Raw genomic sequence first — 16,679 nt, 5'->3', positions numbered from 1 at the left:
TCGAGACGGTTCGACACGGAGCGAAGGGGAGGGCATGGGCAGTCGGGTTTTTCTCATCGGTGGGGGCTGGGACCGCGCCGAGGTGTACGAGCCGTTCCTGCGGGAGCTGGGTGGTGGGCGGCGGGTCGGGTGTCTGGTCCTCGACGAGGGGGACGGGGCCGCGCAGTTCGAGCGGTACGCGGCGGCGCTGCGGAAGGCCGGGCCGCCGTGCACGCCGGTGCCGCTGCTCGTGCCGCTCGGCGGCCTCTTCGAGCCGGAGGCCGCGCTGGACGGGATCGACGGGCTGCTGGTGTGCGGGGGGCTGACACCCGCCTACCTGGACGCGCTGGCGGACTGCCTGGAGCGGCTGCCGGCGCTGCTGGCGGCGCGCGGGATGCCGTACGCCGGTTTCTCCGCCGGTGCCGCCGTGGCCGCGCGGCGGGCCCTGGTCGGCGGGTGGCTGCTGGACGGGGTCCCGGTGTGTGCGGAGGAGACCGGGGAGGATCTGGCGGAGATCGAGGTCCGGCCGGGGCTCGGCCTGGTGCCGTTCGCGGTGGACGTGCACGCGGCCCAGTGGGGCACGCTGGCCCGGCTGGTGACGGCGGTCGCGCGGGGGGACGCGCCCTACGGGGTCGCCGTGGACGAGAACACACTGCTCACGGTGGGGGACGGCGAGGCCCGGGCGGCCGGGTCGGGCCGGGTCCATGTCGTACGGCCGGCGGCCGACGGAGCCGTCCTGGTGCGGGCGTACGGCGCCGGGGAGGGTTTCCGTCTCGGATAGCGCCCCCGAAGGGGCCGGGGGAACTGCGCGAACGGCCACGACGGCCGGCACCCGGCAGACGATCCGCACCCGGCAGACCGTCCGCCGCGGGCCGTAGCCCGGCAGGCCGTAGCCCGGCAGGGCTGCGGCCTCGCAGGACTACGGCCCGGCAGGGCCGCGCCCGGGCACGACCACGCCCGGGCCGGACCGCAGGTCAGATCGTGGCCGTGTCGATCACGAAGCGGTAGCGGACGTCGCTCGCCAGCACCCGCTCGTACGCCTCGTTGACCTCGGCCGCGCTGATCAGCTCGATCTCGGCGCCGATGCCGTGCTCGGCGCAGAAGTCCAGCATCTCCTGGGTCTCGCGGATGCCGCCGATCATGGAGCCGGCGAGCGTCTTGCGGCCGCCGATCACCGAGAAGAGGTTGAGCGCGACGGGGTCCTCGGGGGCGCCCACGTTCACCAGCGCGCCGTCCGTCTTCAGCAGCGACAGCAGCGCGCCGAAGTCCATCGGCGCGGACACGGTCGACACGATCAGGTCGAAGGTGCCGGCCAGCTTTTCGAAGGTCTTCGGGTCGCTGGTGGCGTGGTAGTGGTCGGCGCCCAGCCTGAGCCCGTCGTCCTTCTTGCGCAGGGACTGGGACAGGACCGTCACCTCGGCGCCCATGGCGTGCGCGATCTTGACGGCCATGTGGCCGAGACCGCCGAGGCCGACGATCGCGACCTTCTTGCCGGGGCCGGCGTTCCAGTGGCTCAGCGGGGAGTAGGTGGTGATGCCCGCGCAGAGCAGCGGCGCGGCGACGTCCAGGGACAGCCCGTCGGGGATGCGCAGGACGTAGTTCTCGTCGACGACGATCTTCTCGGAGTAGCCGCCGTAGGTGGGCTCGCCGTCCTTGCCGACGGCGTTGTAGGTGCCGACCATGCCGTTGAGGCAGTACTGCTCCTCGCCTCGCAGGCAGTTCTCGCACTCGCGGCAGGAGTCGACCATGCAGCCGACCCCGACCCGGTCGCCGACCCGGAACTTCGTCACGCCGGGGCCGGCCTCGGCGACCACGCCCGCGATCTCGTGGCCGGGGACCATCGGGAAGATCGCCTCGCCCCAGCCCTCGCGGGCCTGGTGGATGTCGGAGTGGCAGATACCGGCGAACTTGATGTCGATCAGGACGTCGTGCTCGCCGACCTCGCGTCGCTCGATGGTCGTCCGCTCCAGCGGGGCCTTCGCGGCGGGCGCGGCGTATGCGGCAACAGTGGTCATGCGGAGGATCTCCTAGCGGGGGGTCTCGCGCCCGGCTGCCTTCCCGCCGGGCACGGTCTCCAGCCTGCCGGGCGGGGCGCCGCCCACCCAGACCACGCTTTTGCGTACGACCGTCGTGCCTACCACTGGCGGGGTCAGGCTGCCGCGCGTACGACCGGGAATACTGGACGCATGGACAGCGGGGACGAGCAGCCGGACGCGAGCGTGGCCACCGGACGGACCCTGGACCGGCGGGCGGAGCTGAGCGAGTTCCTGCGCAGCCGGCGGGCCCGGCTGAAGCCCGAGGACGTGGGACTGGCCGGGTTCGGACGGCAGCGCCGGGTGCCGGGGCTGCGCCGTGAGGAGCTGGCGCAGCTGGCCGGGGTGTCGGTGGCGTACTACACCCGTCTTGAGCAGGGCAACGGCCGTAACGTCTCGGCCGAGGTGCTGGACTCGATCGCCCGGGCGCTGCGGCTGACGGACGCCGAGCACGCGCACCTGACCCGCCTGGCCAAGCCGAAGGCGCACAAGAAGAAGCCGACGGTGCGGCAGCAGCAGGTGCGGGCGGTGCTGCGGCACCTGCTGGACAGCATGGAGGGCGTACCGGCGTACGTCGTGGGCCGGCGCTCGGAGATCCTCGCCTGGAACCGGATGACGGCGGCCCTCTTCGGTGACTGGGGGGAGCTGCCGCCCGGTGAGCGCAACTGGGCGCGGCTGGTCTTCCTGCGCCCCGCCTACCGCGAGCTGTTCGTCGACTGGGAGCAGAAGGCGATCGACATCGTGTGCGCCCTGCGGATGGACGCGGGGTGCGATCCGGACGACGCGCGTCTGTCGGCCCTGGTGGGTGAGCTGTCCGTCAAGAGCGAGGAGTTCCGCCGGCTGTGGGCCACGCATGACGTCAAGGAGAAGAGCCACGGCGTCAAGCACCTGCACCACCCCCTGGTGGGCGACCTGGCTTTGAACTTCGAGAGCTTCCGCCTGACGGACGGCTCGGAGCAGTCCCTGGTCACCTACCACGCCGATCCGGACTCCGCCTCCGCGGACTCCCTGCGTCTGCTGGGCAGCTGGGGCGCCGACGCGACGCGCGCGGCAACGCGCTGAGGGGTGCACCGGAGGCTGTCCTCCGGTGCACCCCTCGTCAAGGAGCGTGACGGTCTACCGCGCTGTGGCCTACTTGCCGAAGTACGCGTTGTAGATCGTGATCGCCGACGTGTTGCCCTTCTTGTCGGTGATGTTGGCGCGGAACGAGATCGCCTTGTTCTTCGCCGGGTTCTTGACGGTGATCTTGCCGTTCTTGACGGTGACCTTCTTGAAGTTCTTGCCGTCGTAGGAGACGTAGACGGCGAGGGACTTCAGGTTCCTGCCGGCGGCGGAGCCCTCCACGGTGACCGGGAAGGTGACCGTCTTGCCGGCCGTGACACGGCTGTCCAGGCCGGTCGTGGCGCCGAAGTGCAGCGCGGAGGCGGGCAGCTGGACGAAGTCCGCCGGCTTCTTGGAGCGGAAGGTCCAGGTCGCGTCGATGCGCGTCGAGGCCTGCGACACCTTCGCGGACCGCTTGACCGAGGTGGTCAGCTTGTACGCCGCGTCACCGGACGGCACCTTGAAGGTGGCGTCGCCGAACAGCGGGTCCTTGTTCGAGCCGACCTTGGCGCCGTTGCGGTACAGCGTGGTGTTCACCGAGGTGAACTGCGAGGACCCGGCGTGCTTGGCGGAGTCGGCGAACAGCGGCAGCACGCCGAAGATCTCGTTGCCGTCGCGGAACAGGCCGTAGTCCTTGCTCAGGTGCGGGCCGAAGACGGCGGTGTTGACCGTCTTGGTGTAGGTCTTGCCGCCCTTGAAGGTGAACTGGCCGAGCCCGTAGCCGGCCTCGGTGACCGGGAAGCCGTCCTGGTCGACCCCGCCGTTCTGCTGGAAGTCCAGCTCCCACTGCACGCCGCCGGTGGCGGACAGGTGCAGGGTGCGGGTGCCGGGCAGCTTCTGCGGGATGCTGATGGAGGAGGCGCCGGAGCTGCCGGGCAGCCAGCCCACCGCGTCGATCGAGCCGGTCTTGCCGCTCGCCGCCGCGCCCAGCCGTGCCTTCACCGTGGCGAGGTCGCCCGCCTTGTAGTGCTTGGTGTAGCCGGTGGCGAGCTGCTTGACGGCACCGCCGGAGGTGACGTCGTACTGCTCGGTCGCGCCCTTGGTCCAGTGGCCGTCCCACTGCTGCCACAGCGTCCCGGCGGGCAGCTGCGGGCCCAGGTGGGCGGTGCGGAAGTTCTTGTACGAGTCGAGGAACCAGCCGAAGCCGTACTGGCCGTTGCCGACGGTGACGTCGTACTCCGGCGAGGCGAACTGGGACTTCAGGCCCGAGGCCGGGACGGTGATGTCCACCGGCTTGGTCTTGCGCGCGTCGATGGTGATCGTCTGCTTCTTGTCGACGGTCAGCTTCGGCTGCGCGATCCAGTCGGCGCCCTTGGAGGCGTCCTGAGGGTCGGCGTAGACGGAGGTGTTGAGGATGTACGTGCCCTTGGGCGCGCGCACCTTCACCGTGCCGGACTTGTCGTACGGGGTCAGCCAGACGCCGTTGGCCAGGCCCGCCACGCCGCTGACGTCGGCGTTGTAGTACGGGGCCGGCTTGCCGTCGCGGCCGATGAACTTCAGGGTCAGGTCGTACGACTCGACCTCGCGCTGCACCGCGGCGGCCGTGCGGACGGTCTGGCCGTCGCCCGTCGCCGTGACGTACGCCGAGTAGTCGCCGTCGACGGTGCCGCCCAGCTTGGTGTCGACGGTGAAGTCGACCGAGGCGGTGCCGTGCGCGGGGACGGTCACGGTCGTCGCGCCGAGCTGGAAGAAGCCGGACGGGGCCGCCGCGCCCTTGGGGTTGGTGGCGGTGCTGCTCAGAGTGAGCGTGACGTCCTTGTCACCGAGGTTGCGGTACGTCAGCTTCTTGGTGACCGGCTTGTCGTCGGTGTGCGGCCACTGCTGCACGCCGAAGCTCACCGACACCGGGTCGGCGACGATCGACTGCTTGATGGCCTTGTCGACCTGGATGCGGCCCGTACCCTGCTGGAACGGGGTGTACTTGCCGCCCTTGGTGGAGCCGGTGAGGGCGCCCTTCAGCTCGGTGTAGCCCCAGTCCGGGTGCTCCTGCTTCAGGATGGCGGCGGCGCCCGCGACGTGCGGGGTGGCCATCGAGGTGCCGGAGATGGTCAGGTAGCCGTCGGGCTTCTCGCCGACCTCCTGGTCGATGACGCTGCCCTTGGCCGCGGCGGCGGTGATGTCCACGCCCGGCGCGGTGACGTCCGGCTTGATGGCGCCGTCGCCGGTGCGCGGGCCGGTGGAGGAGAAGTCGGCGAGCTTGTCCTTGTCGTCGACGGCGCCGACGGTGAGCGCGGCGTCCGCGCTGCCCGGCGAACCGATCGACTGGGGGCCCTCGTTGCCCGCGGCGATCGCGAACAGGACGCCCTTCTCGGCGGAGAGCTTGTTGACCTCGGCCTCGAGCGGGTCGATCTCGGGGGTGTCGTAGCCGCCGAGGCTCAGGTTGATGACGTCGGCGCCCTGGGAGGCCGCCCACTCCATGCCGGCGAGGATGCCGGAGTCGTCACCGAAGCCGCTGTCGTCCAGGACCTTGCCGTTGAGGAGCTTGGCGTCCGGGGCCACACCCTTGTACTTGCCGCCCGACTTGGCGCCGGTGCCGGCCACGATGGACGCGACGTGCGTGCCGTGGCCGAAGTGGTCCTTGGCGTCGGCGGCGGCGGTGAAGTTCTTGGACTCGATCACCTGGTCCTTGAGGTCCGGGTGGCTGGTGTCCACGCCGGTGTCCAGGACGGCGACCTTCACGCCCTTGCCGGTGTAGCCGGCGGCCCACGCGGTGGGGGCGCCGATCTGCGGCACGGACTTGTCGAGGGCGGCCTTGCGGACGCCGTCGAGCCAGACGTGGGCGATGCCGGAGGCGGACTTGTCGCCGTTGGTGACGGCGGCCCACAGGTCGGCGGTGTCCTTGACCGGGGTCTGTACGGCGTCCGCGTTGAGCGCCTTCAGGCTGCGGCGCAGGGTGCCCGCGTCGCGGACGTCGGCCTTGGCGGCGGCCGCGGTGCCGCGGTAGCCGACGATGACCTTCAGGCCGTTCTTCTGGGCCTTGCGGGTGGCGGCCTTGTTCAGCTCGGTGACGTCGAACAGGCGCTGGTCCAGCGTGCCGGAGGCGACCAGGCGGGCCGCGTCGGCGGGGACGACCAGCGTGTGCCCGGAGGTCTTGCGGACCTGGAAGGGTATGTGCTCGCGTCCCTTGGCCCGCTCCAGGCCGACGACGCGGCCCTTGGCGTCGAGGGCGACGCGGTCACCGGTGATCAGGGTGACGTGGTGCTTGACGGCGGCCTTCGAGGCGGCCGTGGCGGCCACCGAGGCGCGGTCGGACTTCGCCGACGCCGGGCTGGTCATACCCGCTGCGAGGGCGACTGCTGCGGCCGTCGCCACGGTGGCCGCAGCCGCTCTTTTCACTTGTCTGCGCAAGTTCTCCCCCTGGAGATGGAGTACCGGGCGAATTCCCCGTTCACCCGTTCGGGGGCGGACTCGTACGTATGCACGTCAACCCCCCGGACCACGCAGTATGCCGGGGGGTGATCAGTGGGCTCAATAGATGAAAGGACGGTAAGAAGGCTTGCCAGGAAACTGTTACGCGGCGGCCGGGACACCGTTACACAACCGCGAAGTGCGCCGCGATCCGCTCGTGTTATGCGCCGTCAGGTGGCCGCGTTCTCCTTCACGGTGATCCTGCCCTTGCGCAGGGTGGCCAGGCGCGGGGCCTTCTTCGCCAGCGTGGAGTCGTGGGTGACCATGATGAACGTCAACCCGTGCTCCAGCCACAGGCGTTCGAGCACGTCCATGATCTCGTCCCGCGTTCCCTCGTCGAGGTTGCCGGTCGGCTCGTCGGCCAGCAGCACCTTGGGTTTCTTCACGACGGCCCGGGCGATGGCGACGCGCTGCTGCTGCCCTCCGGACATCTCGCCGGGAAGGTGTCCGAGGCGCTCGCCCAGGCCGACGGACCGAAGGGCCTCGGCGGCGAGTTCGCGGCGCTCCTTCACCTTGATGCCGAGGGGGACGAGCGCGGTCTCCACGTTCTCCTGGGCGGTGAGGGTCGGGATGAGGTTGAAGGACTGGAAGACGAAGCCGATGCTCTCGCTGCGGACCCCGGTCAGCCGGGCCTCGCTCAGCCTGGCCAGATCGGTGCCGTCCAGGACGACTTCACCGGAGGTGGGGCGGTCGAGGCCGCCGAGCATCTGCAGGAGCGTGGACTTCCCGCCGCCGGTGGGGCCCTGGATGACGAGCCTGTCCCCGTCGGGGACGGTGAGGTCGATTCCGTCGAGGGCGTGGACGGTGTCCTTGCCCCGGGTGTAGCGCTTGGTGACGTTGTTCAGTTCGTACATGGGGGCTCCGGGATCTGTCTCGGGGTGGGTGCGCGCTGGTTCTGGCCGTCGGTCCGCGGGGGCGGGCGCGCGTTTCCCCGCGCCCCTCGACCGGACCGGCGGGCCCCGCCGGGAAGCCGGCCCTACTCCACCCGCCTCAGCGCGTCCGCCGGGCGCAGCCTGGACGCGCGCCAGCCGCCGAACGCGCCCGCGATCAGGCCGCCCGCCACCGCCAGGCCCACCGCCAGGACGATCGTCGTCACGCTCACCGGGGCCGTGAGGGCCACCTCCAGGGTCTTCGCCGTCCGCCGGCCGGGGCCCCCCGGGAAGCCGCCGCCACCGCCGGGGCCGCTGCCCGTGCCGCCGCCGACCTGGGCCTGGAGGCCGGGGCTGACGGCGGTCACGACGTACGCGCCCGCCAGGCCGAGGGCGATGCCGAGGACGCCGCCGACCAGGCCGTTGACCATGGCCTCGCCGACCACCTGCCGGGTCACCCGGCCCGACCGCCAGCCCAGCGCCTTCAGCGTGCCGAACTCGCGGACCCGGCGGGAGACCGCCGAGGAGGTGAGCAGGCCGGCCACCAGGAACGCGGCCACCAGCACCGCCAGGGACAGCCACGTGCCGACGTTCGCGGCGAGGGAGGAGGCCGTGGACAGGGAGCCGGAGACGGTGTCCGCGAGGTCGGCGGAGGTGGTGACCGTCGTACCCGGGACGTTCTTCCGGATCGCCGACTTGACGCTGTCGATCTTCTTCGAGTCGGCGGCCTTGACGTAGACCGTGGTGACCTTGTCCTTCGCGTCGCCGAGGGTCTGGGCCCGCTTCAGCGGGATGTACAGGTCGGCGGCCGAGTCGGCGGTGGCGATGCCGATCACCGTGAACTCGACGCCCTTGACGGTGACGGTGGAGCCGACCTCGTACTTCTTCTCCTTGGCGTAGGCGGAGTCCGCCACGACGACCGCCGCGCCGGTCTCCGTCGTCTTGAAGGTTCGGCCGCTGGTGATCTTCGAGGAGGTCAGCGGGCCCAGGCCGGGCTTGGTGACGTCGGTGCCGTACACCGAGTAGGTGTTGACGTCGAAGTCGGCGCCGCCGCCCTTCACCTCGCCCTGGGGCCGACCGTTCCCGCCGCCCCGCTGGAAGCCGCCGCTCCCGCCCTGCTGGAACTGACCCCGCGTGAACTGCCCGCTGACCTTGAGGACCTGAAGGCTCAGCCCGCCGACCGCGTCCGAGACGCCGGACTGCGAGCCCACCTTGGTCACCGTGGACGCCGGCAGGGTCTGGAAGCCCCGCACCATCACGCGGTCGCTGCTCTGCTGGGAGTCGTCGCCGTCGTTCTGCGCGTCGAACCGGAAGCGGGGCCGCTGGGCGTCACCGGTGGACGCCGACGCCGCCTTGGTCACCGTCATGTCGGTCCCCAGCCCGTACAGCGACTGGAGCACCTTGTCCTGGGCCTGCCCCATGCCGTTGGACACGGAGTCGACCACGATGACCAGCGCGATGCCCAGCGCGAGGCCGGAGGCGACGACGAGGGCCGCCTTTCTGCGGCGGCGCAGTTCGCGCCTCAGGTAGGTGAAGAACATGGCCGCAAGCTAGGGACGGACCGTGATGGCACCATAAGGCCGACATAAGAGAAGCATGAGAAGGCTTCCACCGGCTTCCACCGGCCCCCGGACTCCCGGGCGGGCAGCCGTGAAAAAGCCGGTGCCGCCCGTGAGGGGCGGCACCGGCGCGGCGGGTGAGGGAGCGTCAGACGGCCGAGCCGGCCTTCCACTGCGCCCAGTCCATGTTCCAGCCGTTGAGGCCGTTGTCCGGCGAGACGGTCTTGTCGCCGGTGTTCTGGACGACCACGACGTCACCGATCACCGAGTGCTCGTAGAACCAGGCCGCCGGCGTGCTGGGGTCGTTGGCGCCCTTCTTGTCCTGAAGGCCCACACAGCCGTGGCTGGTGTTGACGTTGCCGAACACCGAGGGGTCGCCCCAGTAGTTCCCGTGGATGAAGGTGCCGGAGTTGGTCAGGCGCATGGCGTGCGGCACGTCCTTGATGTCGTACTCGCCCTTGCCGTCGTCGTCGGTGAAGCCGACCGTCGCGCCGTTCATCCGGGTCTCCTTGAACTTCTCGGAGATCACCATCTGGCCCTCGTACGTCTTGTTCTCGGGCGAGCCGGCGGAGATCGGTATGGTCTTGACGACCTTTCCGTCCTGCGTGATCTTCATCTGCTTGGTCTTCGCGTCGACGTACGAGACCTGGTTGCGGCCGATGTGGAAGGTGACCGTCTTCTGCTGGACGCCGTAGACGCCGCTGGCGCCCTGGACGCCGTCGAGCGCGAGCTTCAGGGTGACGGTGGAGCCTTCCTTCCAGTACTCCTCCGGGCGGCAGTCCATGCGGTTGGCGTTGAACCAGTGGCAGGCGACCTCCTGGCCGCTGCTGGAGCTGACCGTGATGCCCTTCTGCACGGCCGCCTTGTTGGTGATCGCCTTGTCGAAGTTGATCGACACCGGCATGCCGACGCCGACCGTGGCGCCGTTGTCCGGGGTGAAGGTGCCGATGAAGCTGTTGGCCGGGGAGACCGTGGTGAAGGACGCGTTCTCGTGGGCTATGCGGCCCCCGGAGTCCTTGGCCGCCGCGGCGAGCCTGTAGGTGGTGGAGCGCTCGAGCTGGACGCTGGGCTTCCAGCTCTTCTTGTCGGCGGACAGCTGCCCGGCGACCGTCTTTCCGTCCTGGCTGGTCATCGTGACCGAAGTGAGCGTGCCCTTGCGCACCGAGACGGCCGCGGAGTTGTTGATCGACGCGTTGTCGGAGCCGTCCTTGGGCGTGATGGTGATCTGCGCCTCCGACGACTTCTTGGCCGCCGCCTCGTCGGCCCTGGCCTGCGAGGTGTCGTTGCCGCCGGAAGCGGAGCCGGCATCGCCGCCGGAACACGCCGTCAGCACCAGCACACCACCGAGCAGAGCGGACGCGGCCGTCAGGCGCCTACGCCGCATACTGTTCGTCATCACAAGCTTCTCCATCGTTGCCGAGTCGCGATAACCCCGAGAGTCCCCGCCGAGAACGTTCAACGCTACGGCCGGTACCTGCCGTTCCCCAGCCCGTCGGGCTGTGGGGCATCCCACGTCCGCGGAACGCGGTCGTCCACGGCGGCGGGTGGTGCGGGATTCGGTCCGTGCGCCCCCTGGGACGACGAAACCCCGGACGGCGGTTGCCGTCCGGGGTCCAGGGTGCCCCGCGACGCTCAGCCGATGCCGTCCTCTTCCTCGTCGTCCGCCCCATCATCCTCGTCCAGGTCCCAGTCGGGCGAATCGGGGTCGTAGTCGACCCGCTCGCTGGACCAGGACGCCTGCTGGAGTTCCACTCCGGGCACCTCGGCCACCAGGTCGAACGGGTCCACGAGATACGCCAGGGCCTCCGCGGTGTCTTCCGTCACAGCCGTCTCGGCCTGGGCCCGCTCCCCCTCCGGCAGCTCCGGGTCCGCGGCGATCCGGCGCAGCGCGGCCTTGGCCACCTGGTCGTCGTCCTGGACTTCCAGCACCAGCTCCACGCGAAGCCGCACAAAACGTGATGTCTCTTCTGTGCTCATGGCGGGAGCGTACGGCCGAAACCTCCCGTGACTTTCCTGTGACCCGCGATTTTCACTAACATCGCCCCACACGGCCAATTCGCCAGCGTCACAAGGGGATCGATATTCCGTGTCATCCGCTCGCCGTCCGCTGCTGACCGCCACCGCCGCGGGCACCCTGCTGTGTGCCCTGTGGTTCGTCCCGTCCGCGAACGCCTCGCAGGACGCCCCGGCGCGACAGACGGCGCGGACGTCCGCGCCGACGCAGGTCACGCAGGCGAGAGCGGTCACGGTGGCCACCACCGAGGACACCGGCCGGGAAGCGGCGGAGGAGGCCGGGCTGGCCGACACGGGTAGCTTCGACACCACCCCGTACGTCGTCGGCGGCAGCCTCTTCCTCGCCGTGGGTGCCGGATTCGTCGTGTATGCGGTGCGCCGCGAACGCCTGGGCTTTTAATCATCCTTGACGGAACTTTGACAGCCCGCTCATAGTTCGCTCATGAAGAGATCATCGGGCGTGCGGCTGTGCGCCACCGCGGCTGTGAGCGTGCTGTCGCTCGCCCTCGTCACGGGCTGTGGCGACGGGGGGTCGAAGGACTCCGGGGACGCCAAGGGCCCGGACGCGGCGAAGCCGGCCGCGAAGGCGCTGAGCGCCGCCGAACTGAAGAAGCTGATCATCGCCAAGGGCGAGGTGCCCGGGTACGAGGTGGGTCCCGTCGAGGGCGGCATCCCCGACCGCGCCAAGGTCACGTCCGACGACGCCAAGTGCCGGCCGGTGCTCCAGGCGTCCACCGGCATCGCGCCCGGTGAGCCGGCCGCGGACACCAGCCGCATGGTCACGCAGGACAAGAAGAAGAACCCCACGGACGACCCCACGTCCCTGGACGACCTGTCCGACGGCAAGTTCGAGGACGCGATCAACAAGTCCATGGACCTGGACGTCACCGTGGTCACCCTGGCCTCGTACGACGGCGACGGCGCCGAGCGGGCCCTGAAGTCGGTCTCCGACGCGGTCAAGTCCTGCGCGGGCGGCTTCTCCGGCGTGCAGGACGGCCAGAAGGGCAAGTTCACCAACGTCGCCGAGGAGAAGTCCTCGGGCACGGGTGACGCGTCGGTGGCCTTCACCGCGACCAACGACGCGGGCGAGGACGGCGCCATGCCGCTGCACGCCGAGGTCGTGCGGCACGGGAACACCCTCGCCACCTACACGACGATCAACATCGGGGCGATGATGAGCAAGAAGGCCTACACGGTCTCCGCTCCCGTGGTGAAGGCGCAGGCCGCCAAGCTGAAGTGACGACGCGTCCGTAGCGTGGAGGGGCCCCGGCCGCTGTGCCGGGGCCCCTGCGCGCTCACTGGAGCGGGCCGGTGACCTTCTCCACGGCCGCCACGAGATCGCCGCCGCGCACGAACGCGTCGGCGGCGGCCAGGTCGGGCGCCAGGAACCGGTCCGGGCCCGGACCCCGCACACCCGCGGCCCGGACGGCCTCGATGACCTCCTGGGAGGCGGGCGCCGGGGTGAGGCCCTCGCGCAGCTCGATGGCGCGGGTGGCCGCGTACAGCTCGATGGCGATGACCCGGGTGAGGTTGTCCACGGCGGTGCGCAGCTTGCGCGCGGCCGACCAGCCCATGGAGACGTGGTCCTCCTGCATGGCGGAGGACGGGATGGAGTCCGCGGAGGCCGGGACGGCGAGCCGCTTCAGCTCGCTGACCAGCGCGGCCTGCGTGTACTGGGCGATCATCAGACCGGAGTCCACGCCGGCGTCGTCGGCGAGGAACGGCGGCAGGCCGTGGCTGCGGTTCTTGTCCAGCAGCCGGTCGGTGCGGCGCTCGGCGATGGAGCCGAGGTCGGCGGCGGCGATGGCGAGGAAGTCCAGGACGTAGGCGACCGGAGCGCCGTGGAAGTTGCCGTTGGACTCCACACGGCCGTCGGGCAGTACCACCGGGTTGTCGACGGCGGAGGCCAGCTCCCGCTCGGCGACCAGGCGGGCGTGCGCGAGGGTGTCGCGGCCGGCGCCGGCGACCTGCGGGGCGCAGCGCACCGAGTAGGCGTCCTGGACGCGGGGCGCGTCGTCCTGGTGATGCCCGGTGAGCTGGGAACCCTTGAGCACCGCGAGCATGTTGGCGGCGGAGGCGCCCTGGCCCGGATGGGGCCGGATGGCGTGCAGTTCGGGCGCGAGCACCTTGTCGGTCCCGAGCAGCGCCTCCAGGCTGAGGGCGGCGGTTATGTCGGCGGACTTGTAGAGGGTGTCGAGGTCGGCGAGGGCCATGACCAGCATGCCGAGCATGCCGTCGGTGCCGTTGAGGAGGGCGAGGCCCTCCTTCTCGCGCAGCTCGACGGGGGCGATCCCGTGCTCGGCGAGCAGCTCGCCGGCGGGCCGGAGGGTGCCGTCGGGGCCCTCCGCCTCCCCTTCTCCCATGAGGGTGAGGGCGCAGTGGGACAGCGGGGCCAGGTCACCGGAGCAGCCGAGGGAGCCGTACTCGTGCACGACCGGGGTGATCCCGGCGTTCAGCACGTCGGCCATGGTCTGCGCGACCTCGGGCCGCACACCGGTGTGCCCGGAGCAGACGGTCTTCAGGCGCAGGAACATCAGGGCCCGTACGACCTCGCGCTCCACCCGGGGGCCCATGCCGGCGGCGTGCGAGCGGACGATGTTGCGCTGTAGCTGGGCACGCAGTTCCTGGCTGATGTGCCGGGTCGCCAGGGCGCCGAAGCCGGTGGAGACGCCGTAGACCGGGTCGGGCTTGGCCGCGAGCGCGTCCACGATCTCCCGGGCCGCCGCGAGAGCCGCCACCGCCTCCGCCGACAGCTCGACGCGGGCACCGCCGCGCGCCACGGCGAGAACGTCGGACGCGGTGACGCCGGACGTCCCCACCACCACAGTGTGCATATCCATATTCAGGAGCGTACGCATTGAATGCGCCGGTGTCACTAGTGGGGGCCGGGAGCACCCCTTACCGCGCGGTGTGGGCTTCGCCTCACGGCCGGCGTCCGCGGAACCGGCGCCGTTCGGCCCGTGCGGGCGGTGGCGCGTCGGCCAGCCGCACCACCGGATCGTCCGGCCCCTCCCGGCCGGCCACCACCGGCCGGTCCAGGCGCAGCGCCTTCGCCCGGTACTGGGCGGCGTCCGCGAGCCGGAACAGCCGGCGCGCGTCCCGCACCTCGCCGATCGCGTCCTCGGTCGAGGCGACCCCGCAGGCGACGCCCTCCCCCGGTTCCAGCTCGCCGGCCCGCCGGCACAGCTCGTCGGCCGCCTTCACCACGTCGTCGGCGGACGGCCCGACCGCGAGCAGACAGAACTCGTCCCCGCCGAGCCGCGCGGCCAGCGCGCCCGGCACCATCGCGCCGCACAGCGACAGCACCGAGCCGAAGCGTTCGAGGAGGCGGTCGCCGACGGCGTGCCCGAGGGTGTCGTTGACCCGCTTGAGCCCGTTGAGGTCGCAGACCACCAGGCTGACGACCACGCCCTGCGCGCGGTGCCGCTCCACGGCCTCCTCCAGGCGTACGTCCACGGCACGGCGGTTGGCCAGGCCGGTGAGGGCGTCGGTGAACGCGAGCCGGCGGGCCTCCTCCAGCCGCTCGGTCTGCGCGATGCCCGCGGCCACGACGGCGGCGAGGACGGTCGCGAAGTCGGCGTCGCCCCGCGCGAAGGACGCCTCGCCGACCGGCCGCGCCACGTACAGCTCGCCCCAGGCCCGCCCGTGCAGGACGACCGGGGCGACCACGCAGCAGCCGCGGCCCCGGCGGCGCAGGGCGGCGACGCGCTGGTGGAAGTAGCCGGGGGTGCCTTTCGCCGTGCCCTCGGCCGTCTCCACCCAGGCGTTGGGGCCCCCGCCGCCGGCCCACCGCTCGTGCAGGAACTCGGTGATCTCCGGGAACTGGTGCACCGGGTAGGTCTCGGCCTCCGGGAACTCCTCCTCGTCCGGGGCGCGGTCGCCCACGTTGACGAGGACCCGGAGCCGGCCGAGTTCGCGTTCCCACACCGACAGCGCGGCGAAGCTGCCGTCGAGCGCGTGGCAGGCGCCGCGGGCGGCGGCCTGCCAGCACTCCCGCGGGGTGTGCGCCGCCGCCATGCCCTGCGCCAGCGCCACGACTGCGGCCAGCCGCTTGTCCTCACCCATTACTCCAGGTTAGGGAGGAATGGGTGGTTTGGGGGTGTGGGTGCGGCGATCAGGTGGCGGACGGAGCACGGCGCTGCGCGGGGTGCGGGTCACTGTGCGGGTGCGTCGACGCTGGTCGCACGGTTCCCCGCGCTCCTTCGGAGCCCGAGGGGGGCCGGTCGGTGCCCTACTCTCCCGGCCACTGCGGCTTGCGCTTCTCGTTGAAGGCCGCCACTCCCTCCGCCCGGTCGCCCGAGAAGGCCACCGAGCGCCAGGCCGCGTCCTCCACCTCCAGCCCGGCCCGCAGGTCCAGCCCGTGCCCCAGGCGCAGCGCCCGCTTCGCCGCCCGCAGCCCCACCGGCGAGTTCCCGGCGATCCGCTCGGCCAGCGCCAGCGCCTCCTCGCGGTCCCGGCCGGGCTCGACCAGGTGGTCCACCAGCCCCAGCTCGGCCGCCTCCGCCGCCTCCACCCGCCGCGCCGAGAAGATCAGCTCGGCCGCGCGGGCCGCGCCGACCCGCCGGGGCAGCAGCTGGGTCCCGCCGCCGCCCGGGATCACGCCCACGGACACCTCCGGCAGCCCCACCACGGCGGTGCCGTCCGCCACGATCAGGTCGCAGGACAGCGCCAGCTCGAACCCGCCGCCGAGCGCGAAGCCGTGCACCGCCGCGATCGTCGGCATCGGCAGCTCCAGCACCCCGGTGTACGACCCGCGCGTCACCGGTCGCTGGCGCATCAGGTCGGCGTCCGTGAAGGAGTTCCGCTCCTTCAGGTCCGCCCCCACGCAGAACGCCCGTTCGTGCGACGAGGTGAGGACGACCACCCGGGCGTCCCGGTCGGCGGAGAGCGCGGCGCAGGCGCTCGTGAGGGAGCGTGCCATCTCCGTGGAGACCGCGTTCATCGCCTTGGGCCGGTCCAGCACCAGCTCCGCGACGTGCCCGTGCCGCCGCACCAGCACGAACTCCCCGAACCGCTCCTCACCCATGACACCCTCCGGTTAACGCGGGTTAACATCCGTCGCCCCGATCATCGCAGCCGGGTTCCTTCCCGTGAAGTCCAGGGGGCTACACCCGTTCGAGTGACATCCCGGCCTTCTCCCCGCACACCGCCCACACGAGCGCATAGCGTCCGGGACCCATGACACCGATACCTGCACACTCCGGCGCCGAGCGGGAACGCGCGCCGGAGCGCACGCCGGGCGTACGGCGCGGCCGGCACCGCAAGCCCCGCCCGCGCAAGGTGCTGCTGGCCGCCGGCGGCCTCGCCCTGGCCGCGGGCGTGCTCAGCCTGGTACGGGCCGCCCCGGACGCGGGAGTCGGCGCGCCGGGCACCGCGGAGGCCGAGCCCAGGACCGGGCCGGGCGAACGTCCCGCGGACCGCTCCGCCGGCATCGCGGCCACCATCGCCGCCGCCCCGACCGCCCTGCCGTCGGCGACCTCCGCCATGGGCGGCAGGAGCCTCGTGCCGGTGCCCGCCGGCACCCCGGCCGGTACGGCACCGGCCCCGGCCCCCGGCACGGCCACGCCCGGCGGCACCGCCGTACCGACCGCCCTGCCGAGCCGGACCCCGGGCCCGCCGAGCGGCACGTCCCGGCCGCCCGCGCCGACGGCGTCCGCCCCGCGCCCGGCCCCGGCGACCCCCACGCCGACCGCCACCCCCACCCCCGGCCACGGCCA

At 71.8% G+C, this 16,679-nt stretch carries 14 protein-coding genes; 5 read left to right on the top strand and 9 right to left on the bottom strand.

Features of this window, described 5'->3' with window-relative positions:
- The first annotated feature begins 34 nt into the window (after positions 1-34).
- A complete protein-coding gene (locus ACZ5DC_RS14580) occupies positions 35-760 on the top strand; it encodes a type 1 glutamine amidotransferase family protein (RefSeq protein WP_468652623.1) in 726 nt (241 codons plus the stop codon).
- 193 nt (positions 761-953) lie between these two features.
- Here the strand turns inward: ACZ5DC_RS14580 and ACZ5DC_RS14575 are convergent, their stop codons facing one another.
- On the bottom strand, positions 954-1,994 hold the full coding sequence (locus ACZ5DC_RS14575) for an NAD(P)-dependent alcohol dehydrogenase (RefSeq protein ID WP_468652621.1): 1,041 nt from the start codon (positions 1,992-1,994) through the stop codon (positions 954-956).
- A gap of 171 nt (positions 1,995-2,165) precedes the next feature.
- Between ACZ5DC_RS14575 and ACZ5DC_RS14570 the strand changes: the two genes are divergently transcribed.
- A complete protein-coding gene (locus ACZ5DC_RS14570) occupies positions 2,166-3,074 on the top strand; it encodes a helix-turn-helix domain-containing protein (RefSeq protein WP_468652619.1) in 909 nt (302 codons plus the stop codon).
- A gap of 69 nt (positions 3,075-3,143) precedes the next feature.
- Here the strand turns inward: ACZ5DC_RS14570 and ACZ5DC_RS14565 are convergent, their stop codons facing one another.
- The 5 genes from ACZ5DC_RS14565 to ACZ5DC_RS14545 all read right to left on the bottom strand — a co-directional run bounded on the left by ACZ5DC_RS14565 (position 3,144) and on the right by ACZ5DC_RS14545 (position 10,926).
- Positions 3,144-6,389 carry a S8 family peptidase gene (locus ACZ5DC_RS14565; RefSeq protein ID WP_468652617.1) on the bottom strand — a complete coding sequence of 1,082 codons (3,246 nt, stop codon included), beginning with the start codon at positions 6,387-6,389 and terminating at the stop codon, positions 3,144-3,146.
- 302 nt (positions 6,390-6,691) lie between these two features.
- Positions 6,692-7,375, bottom strand: a complete 684-nt coding sequence (locus tag ACZ5DC_RS14560; protein ID WP_468652615.1) for an ABC transporter ATP-binding protein — start codon at positions 7,373-7,375, stop codon at positions 6,692-6,694.
- 122 nt (positions 7,376-7,497) lie between these two features.
- On the bottom strand, positions 7,498-8,931 hold the full coding sequence (locus ACZ5DC_RS14555; protein ID WP_468652613.1) for an ABC transporter permease: 1,434 nt from the start codon (positions 8,929-8,931) through the stop codon (positions 7,498-7,500).
- 166 nt (positions 8,932-9,097) lie between these two features.
- Positions 9,098-10,345 carry a L,D-transpeptidase gene (locus ACZ5DC_RS14550; protein WP_468652611.1) on the bottom strand — a complete coding sequence of 416 codons (1,248 nt, stop codon included), beginning with the start codon at positions 10,343-10,345 and terminating at the stop codon, positions 9,098-9,100.
- Positions 10,346-10,581: 236 nt separating this feature from the next.
- Complete coding sequence (locus tag ACZ5DC_RS14545; protein WP_468652609.1) at positions 10,582-10,926, bottom strand: hypothetical protein; 345 nt, start codon at positions 10,924-10,926, stop codon at positions 10,582-10,584.
- 109 nt (positions 10,927-11,035) lie between these two features.
- Here ACZ5DC_RS14545 and ACZ5DC_RS14540 point away from each other — a divergent pair, with 109 nt between their 5' ends.
- Positions 11,036-11,362 (top strand): LAETG motif-containing sortase-dependent surface protein, encoded by a 327-nt coding sequence (locus tag ACZ5DC_RS14540; protein WP_468652607.1) that lies wholly within the window; start codon positions 11,036-11,038, stop codon positions 11,360-11,362.
- Between the two features lie 42 nt (positions 11,363-11,404).
- Entirely contained in the window at positions 11,405-12,202 is a 798-nt protein-coding gene (locus ACZ5DC_RS14535; protein WP_468652605.1) for a hypothetical protein, read from the top strand.
- 55 nt (positions 12,203-12,257) lie between these two features.
- Here ACZ5DC_RS14535 and hutH read toward each other — a convergent pair whose 3' ends face one another.
- The 3 genes from hutH to ACZ5DC_RS14520 all read right to left on the bottom strand — a co-directional run bounded on the left by hutH (position 12,258) and on the right by ACZ5DC_RS14520 (position 15,988).
- Entirely contained in the window at positions 12,258-13,796 is a 1,539-nt protein-coding gene (gene hutH / locus ACZ5DC_RS14530) for a histidine ammonia-lyase (protein WP_468652810.1), read from the bottom strand.
- An 88-nt stretch (positions 13,797-13,884) separates the two neighbouring features.
- Entirely contained in the window at positions 13,885-15,027 is a 1,143-nt protein-coding gene (locus ACZ5DC_RS14525; RefSeq protein WP_468652603.1) for a GGDEF domain-containing protein, read from the bottom strand.
- A gap of 166 nt (positions 15,028-15,193) precedes the next feature.
- Positions 15,194-15,988, bottom strand: coding sequence for an enoyl-CoA hydratase/isomerase family protein (locus tag ACZ5DC_RS14520; RefSeq protein WP_468652601.1), 795 nt, complete (start codon positions 15,986-15,988; stop codon positions 15,194-15,196).
- A 152-nt stretch (positions 15,989-16,140) separates the two neighbouring features.
- Here ACZ5DC_RS14520 and ACZ5DC_RS14515 point away from each other — a divergent pair.
- Positions 16,141-16,679 (top strand): hypothetical protein (locus ACZ5DC_RS14515; RefSeq protein WP_468652599.1); only part of this gene is annotated, 539 nt, incomplete at its 3' end.

The sequence above is a fragment of the Streptomyces sp. NPDC031445 genome, from assembly GCF_055581365.1.
This window is presented reverse-complemented; position numbering and strand designations above follow the sequence as displayed.

Bases quoted from the DNA above. Each gene is read 5' to 3' on its own strand.
- ACZ5DC_RS14580 (WP_468652623.1), top strand. From the start codon at position 35: ATGGGCAGTCGGGTTTTTCTCATCGGTGGGGGCTGGGACCGCGCCGAG.
- ACZ5DC_RS14575 (WP_468652621.1), bottom strand. From the start codon at position 1,994: ATGACCACTGTTGCCGCATACGCCGCGCCCGCCGCGAAGGCCCCGCTG.
- ACZ5DC_RS14570 (WP_468652619.1), top strand. From the start codon at position 2,166: ATGGACAGCGGGGACGAGCAGCCGGACGCGAGCGTGGCCACCGGACGG.
- ACZ5DC_RS14565 (WP_468652617.1), bottom strand. From the start codon at position 6,389: ATGACCAGCCCGGCGTCGGCGAAGTCCGACCGCGCCTCGGTGGCCGCC.
- ACZ5DC_RS14560 (WP_468652615.1), bottom strand. From the start codon at position 7,375: ATGTACGAACTGAACAACGTCACCAAGCGCTACACCCGGGGCAAGGAC.
- ACZ5DC_RS14555 (WP_468652613.1), bottom strand. From the start codon at position 8,931: ATGTTCTTCACCTACCTGAGGCGCGAACTGCGCCGCCGCAGAAAGGCG.
- ACZ5DC_RS14550 (WP_468652611.1), bottom strand. From the start codon at position 10,345: ATGACGAACAGTATGCGGCGTAGGCGCCTGACGGCCGCGTCCGCTCTG.
- ACZ5DC_RS14545 (WP_468652609.1), bottom strand. From the start codon at position 10,926: ATGAGCACAGAAGAGACATCACGTTTTGTGCGGCTTCGCGTGGAGCTG.
- ACZ5DC_RS14535 (WP_468652605.1), top strand. From the start codon at position 11,405: ATGAAGAGATCATCGGGCGTGCGGCTGTGCGCCACCGCGGCTGTGAGC.
- hutH (WP_468652810.1), bottom strand. From the start codon at position 13,796: ATGCACACTGTGGTGGTGGGGACGTCCGGCGTCACCGCGTCCGACGTT.
- ACZ5DC_RS14525 (WP_468652603.1), bottom strand. From the start codon at position 15,027: ATGGGTGAGGACAAGCGGCTGGCCGCAGTCGTGGCGCTGGCGCAGGGC.
- ACZ5DC_RS14520 (WP_468652601.1), bottom strand. From the start codon at position 15,988: ATGGGTGAGGAGCGGTTCGGGGAGTTCGTGCTGGTGCGGCGGCACGGG.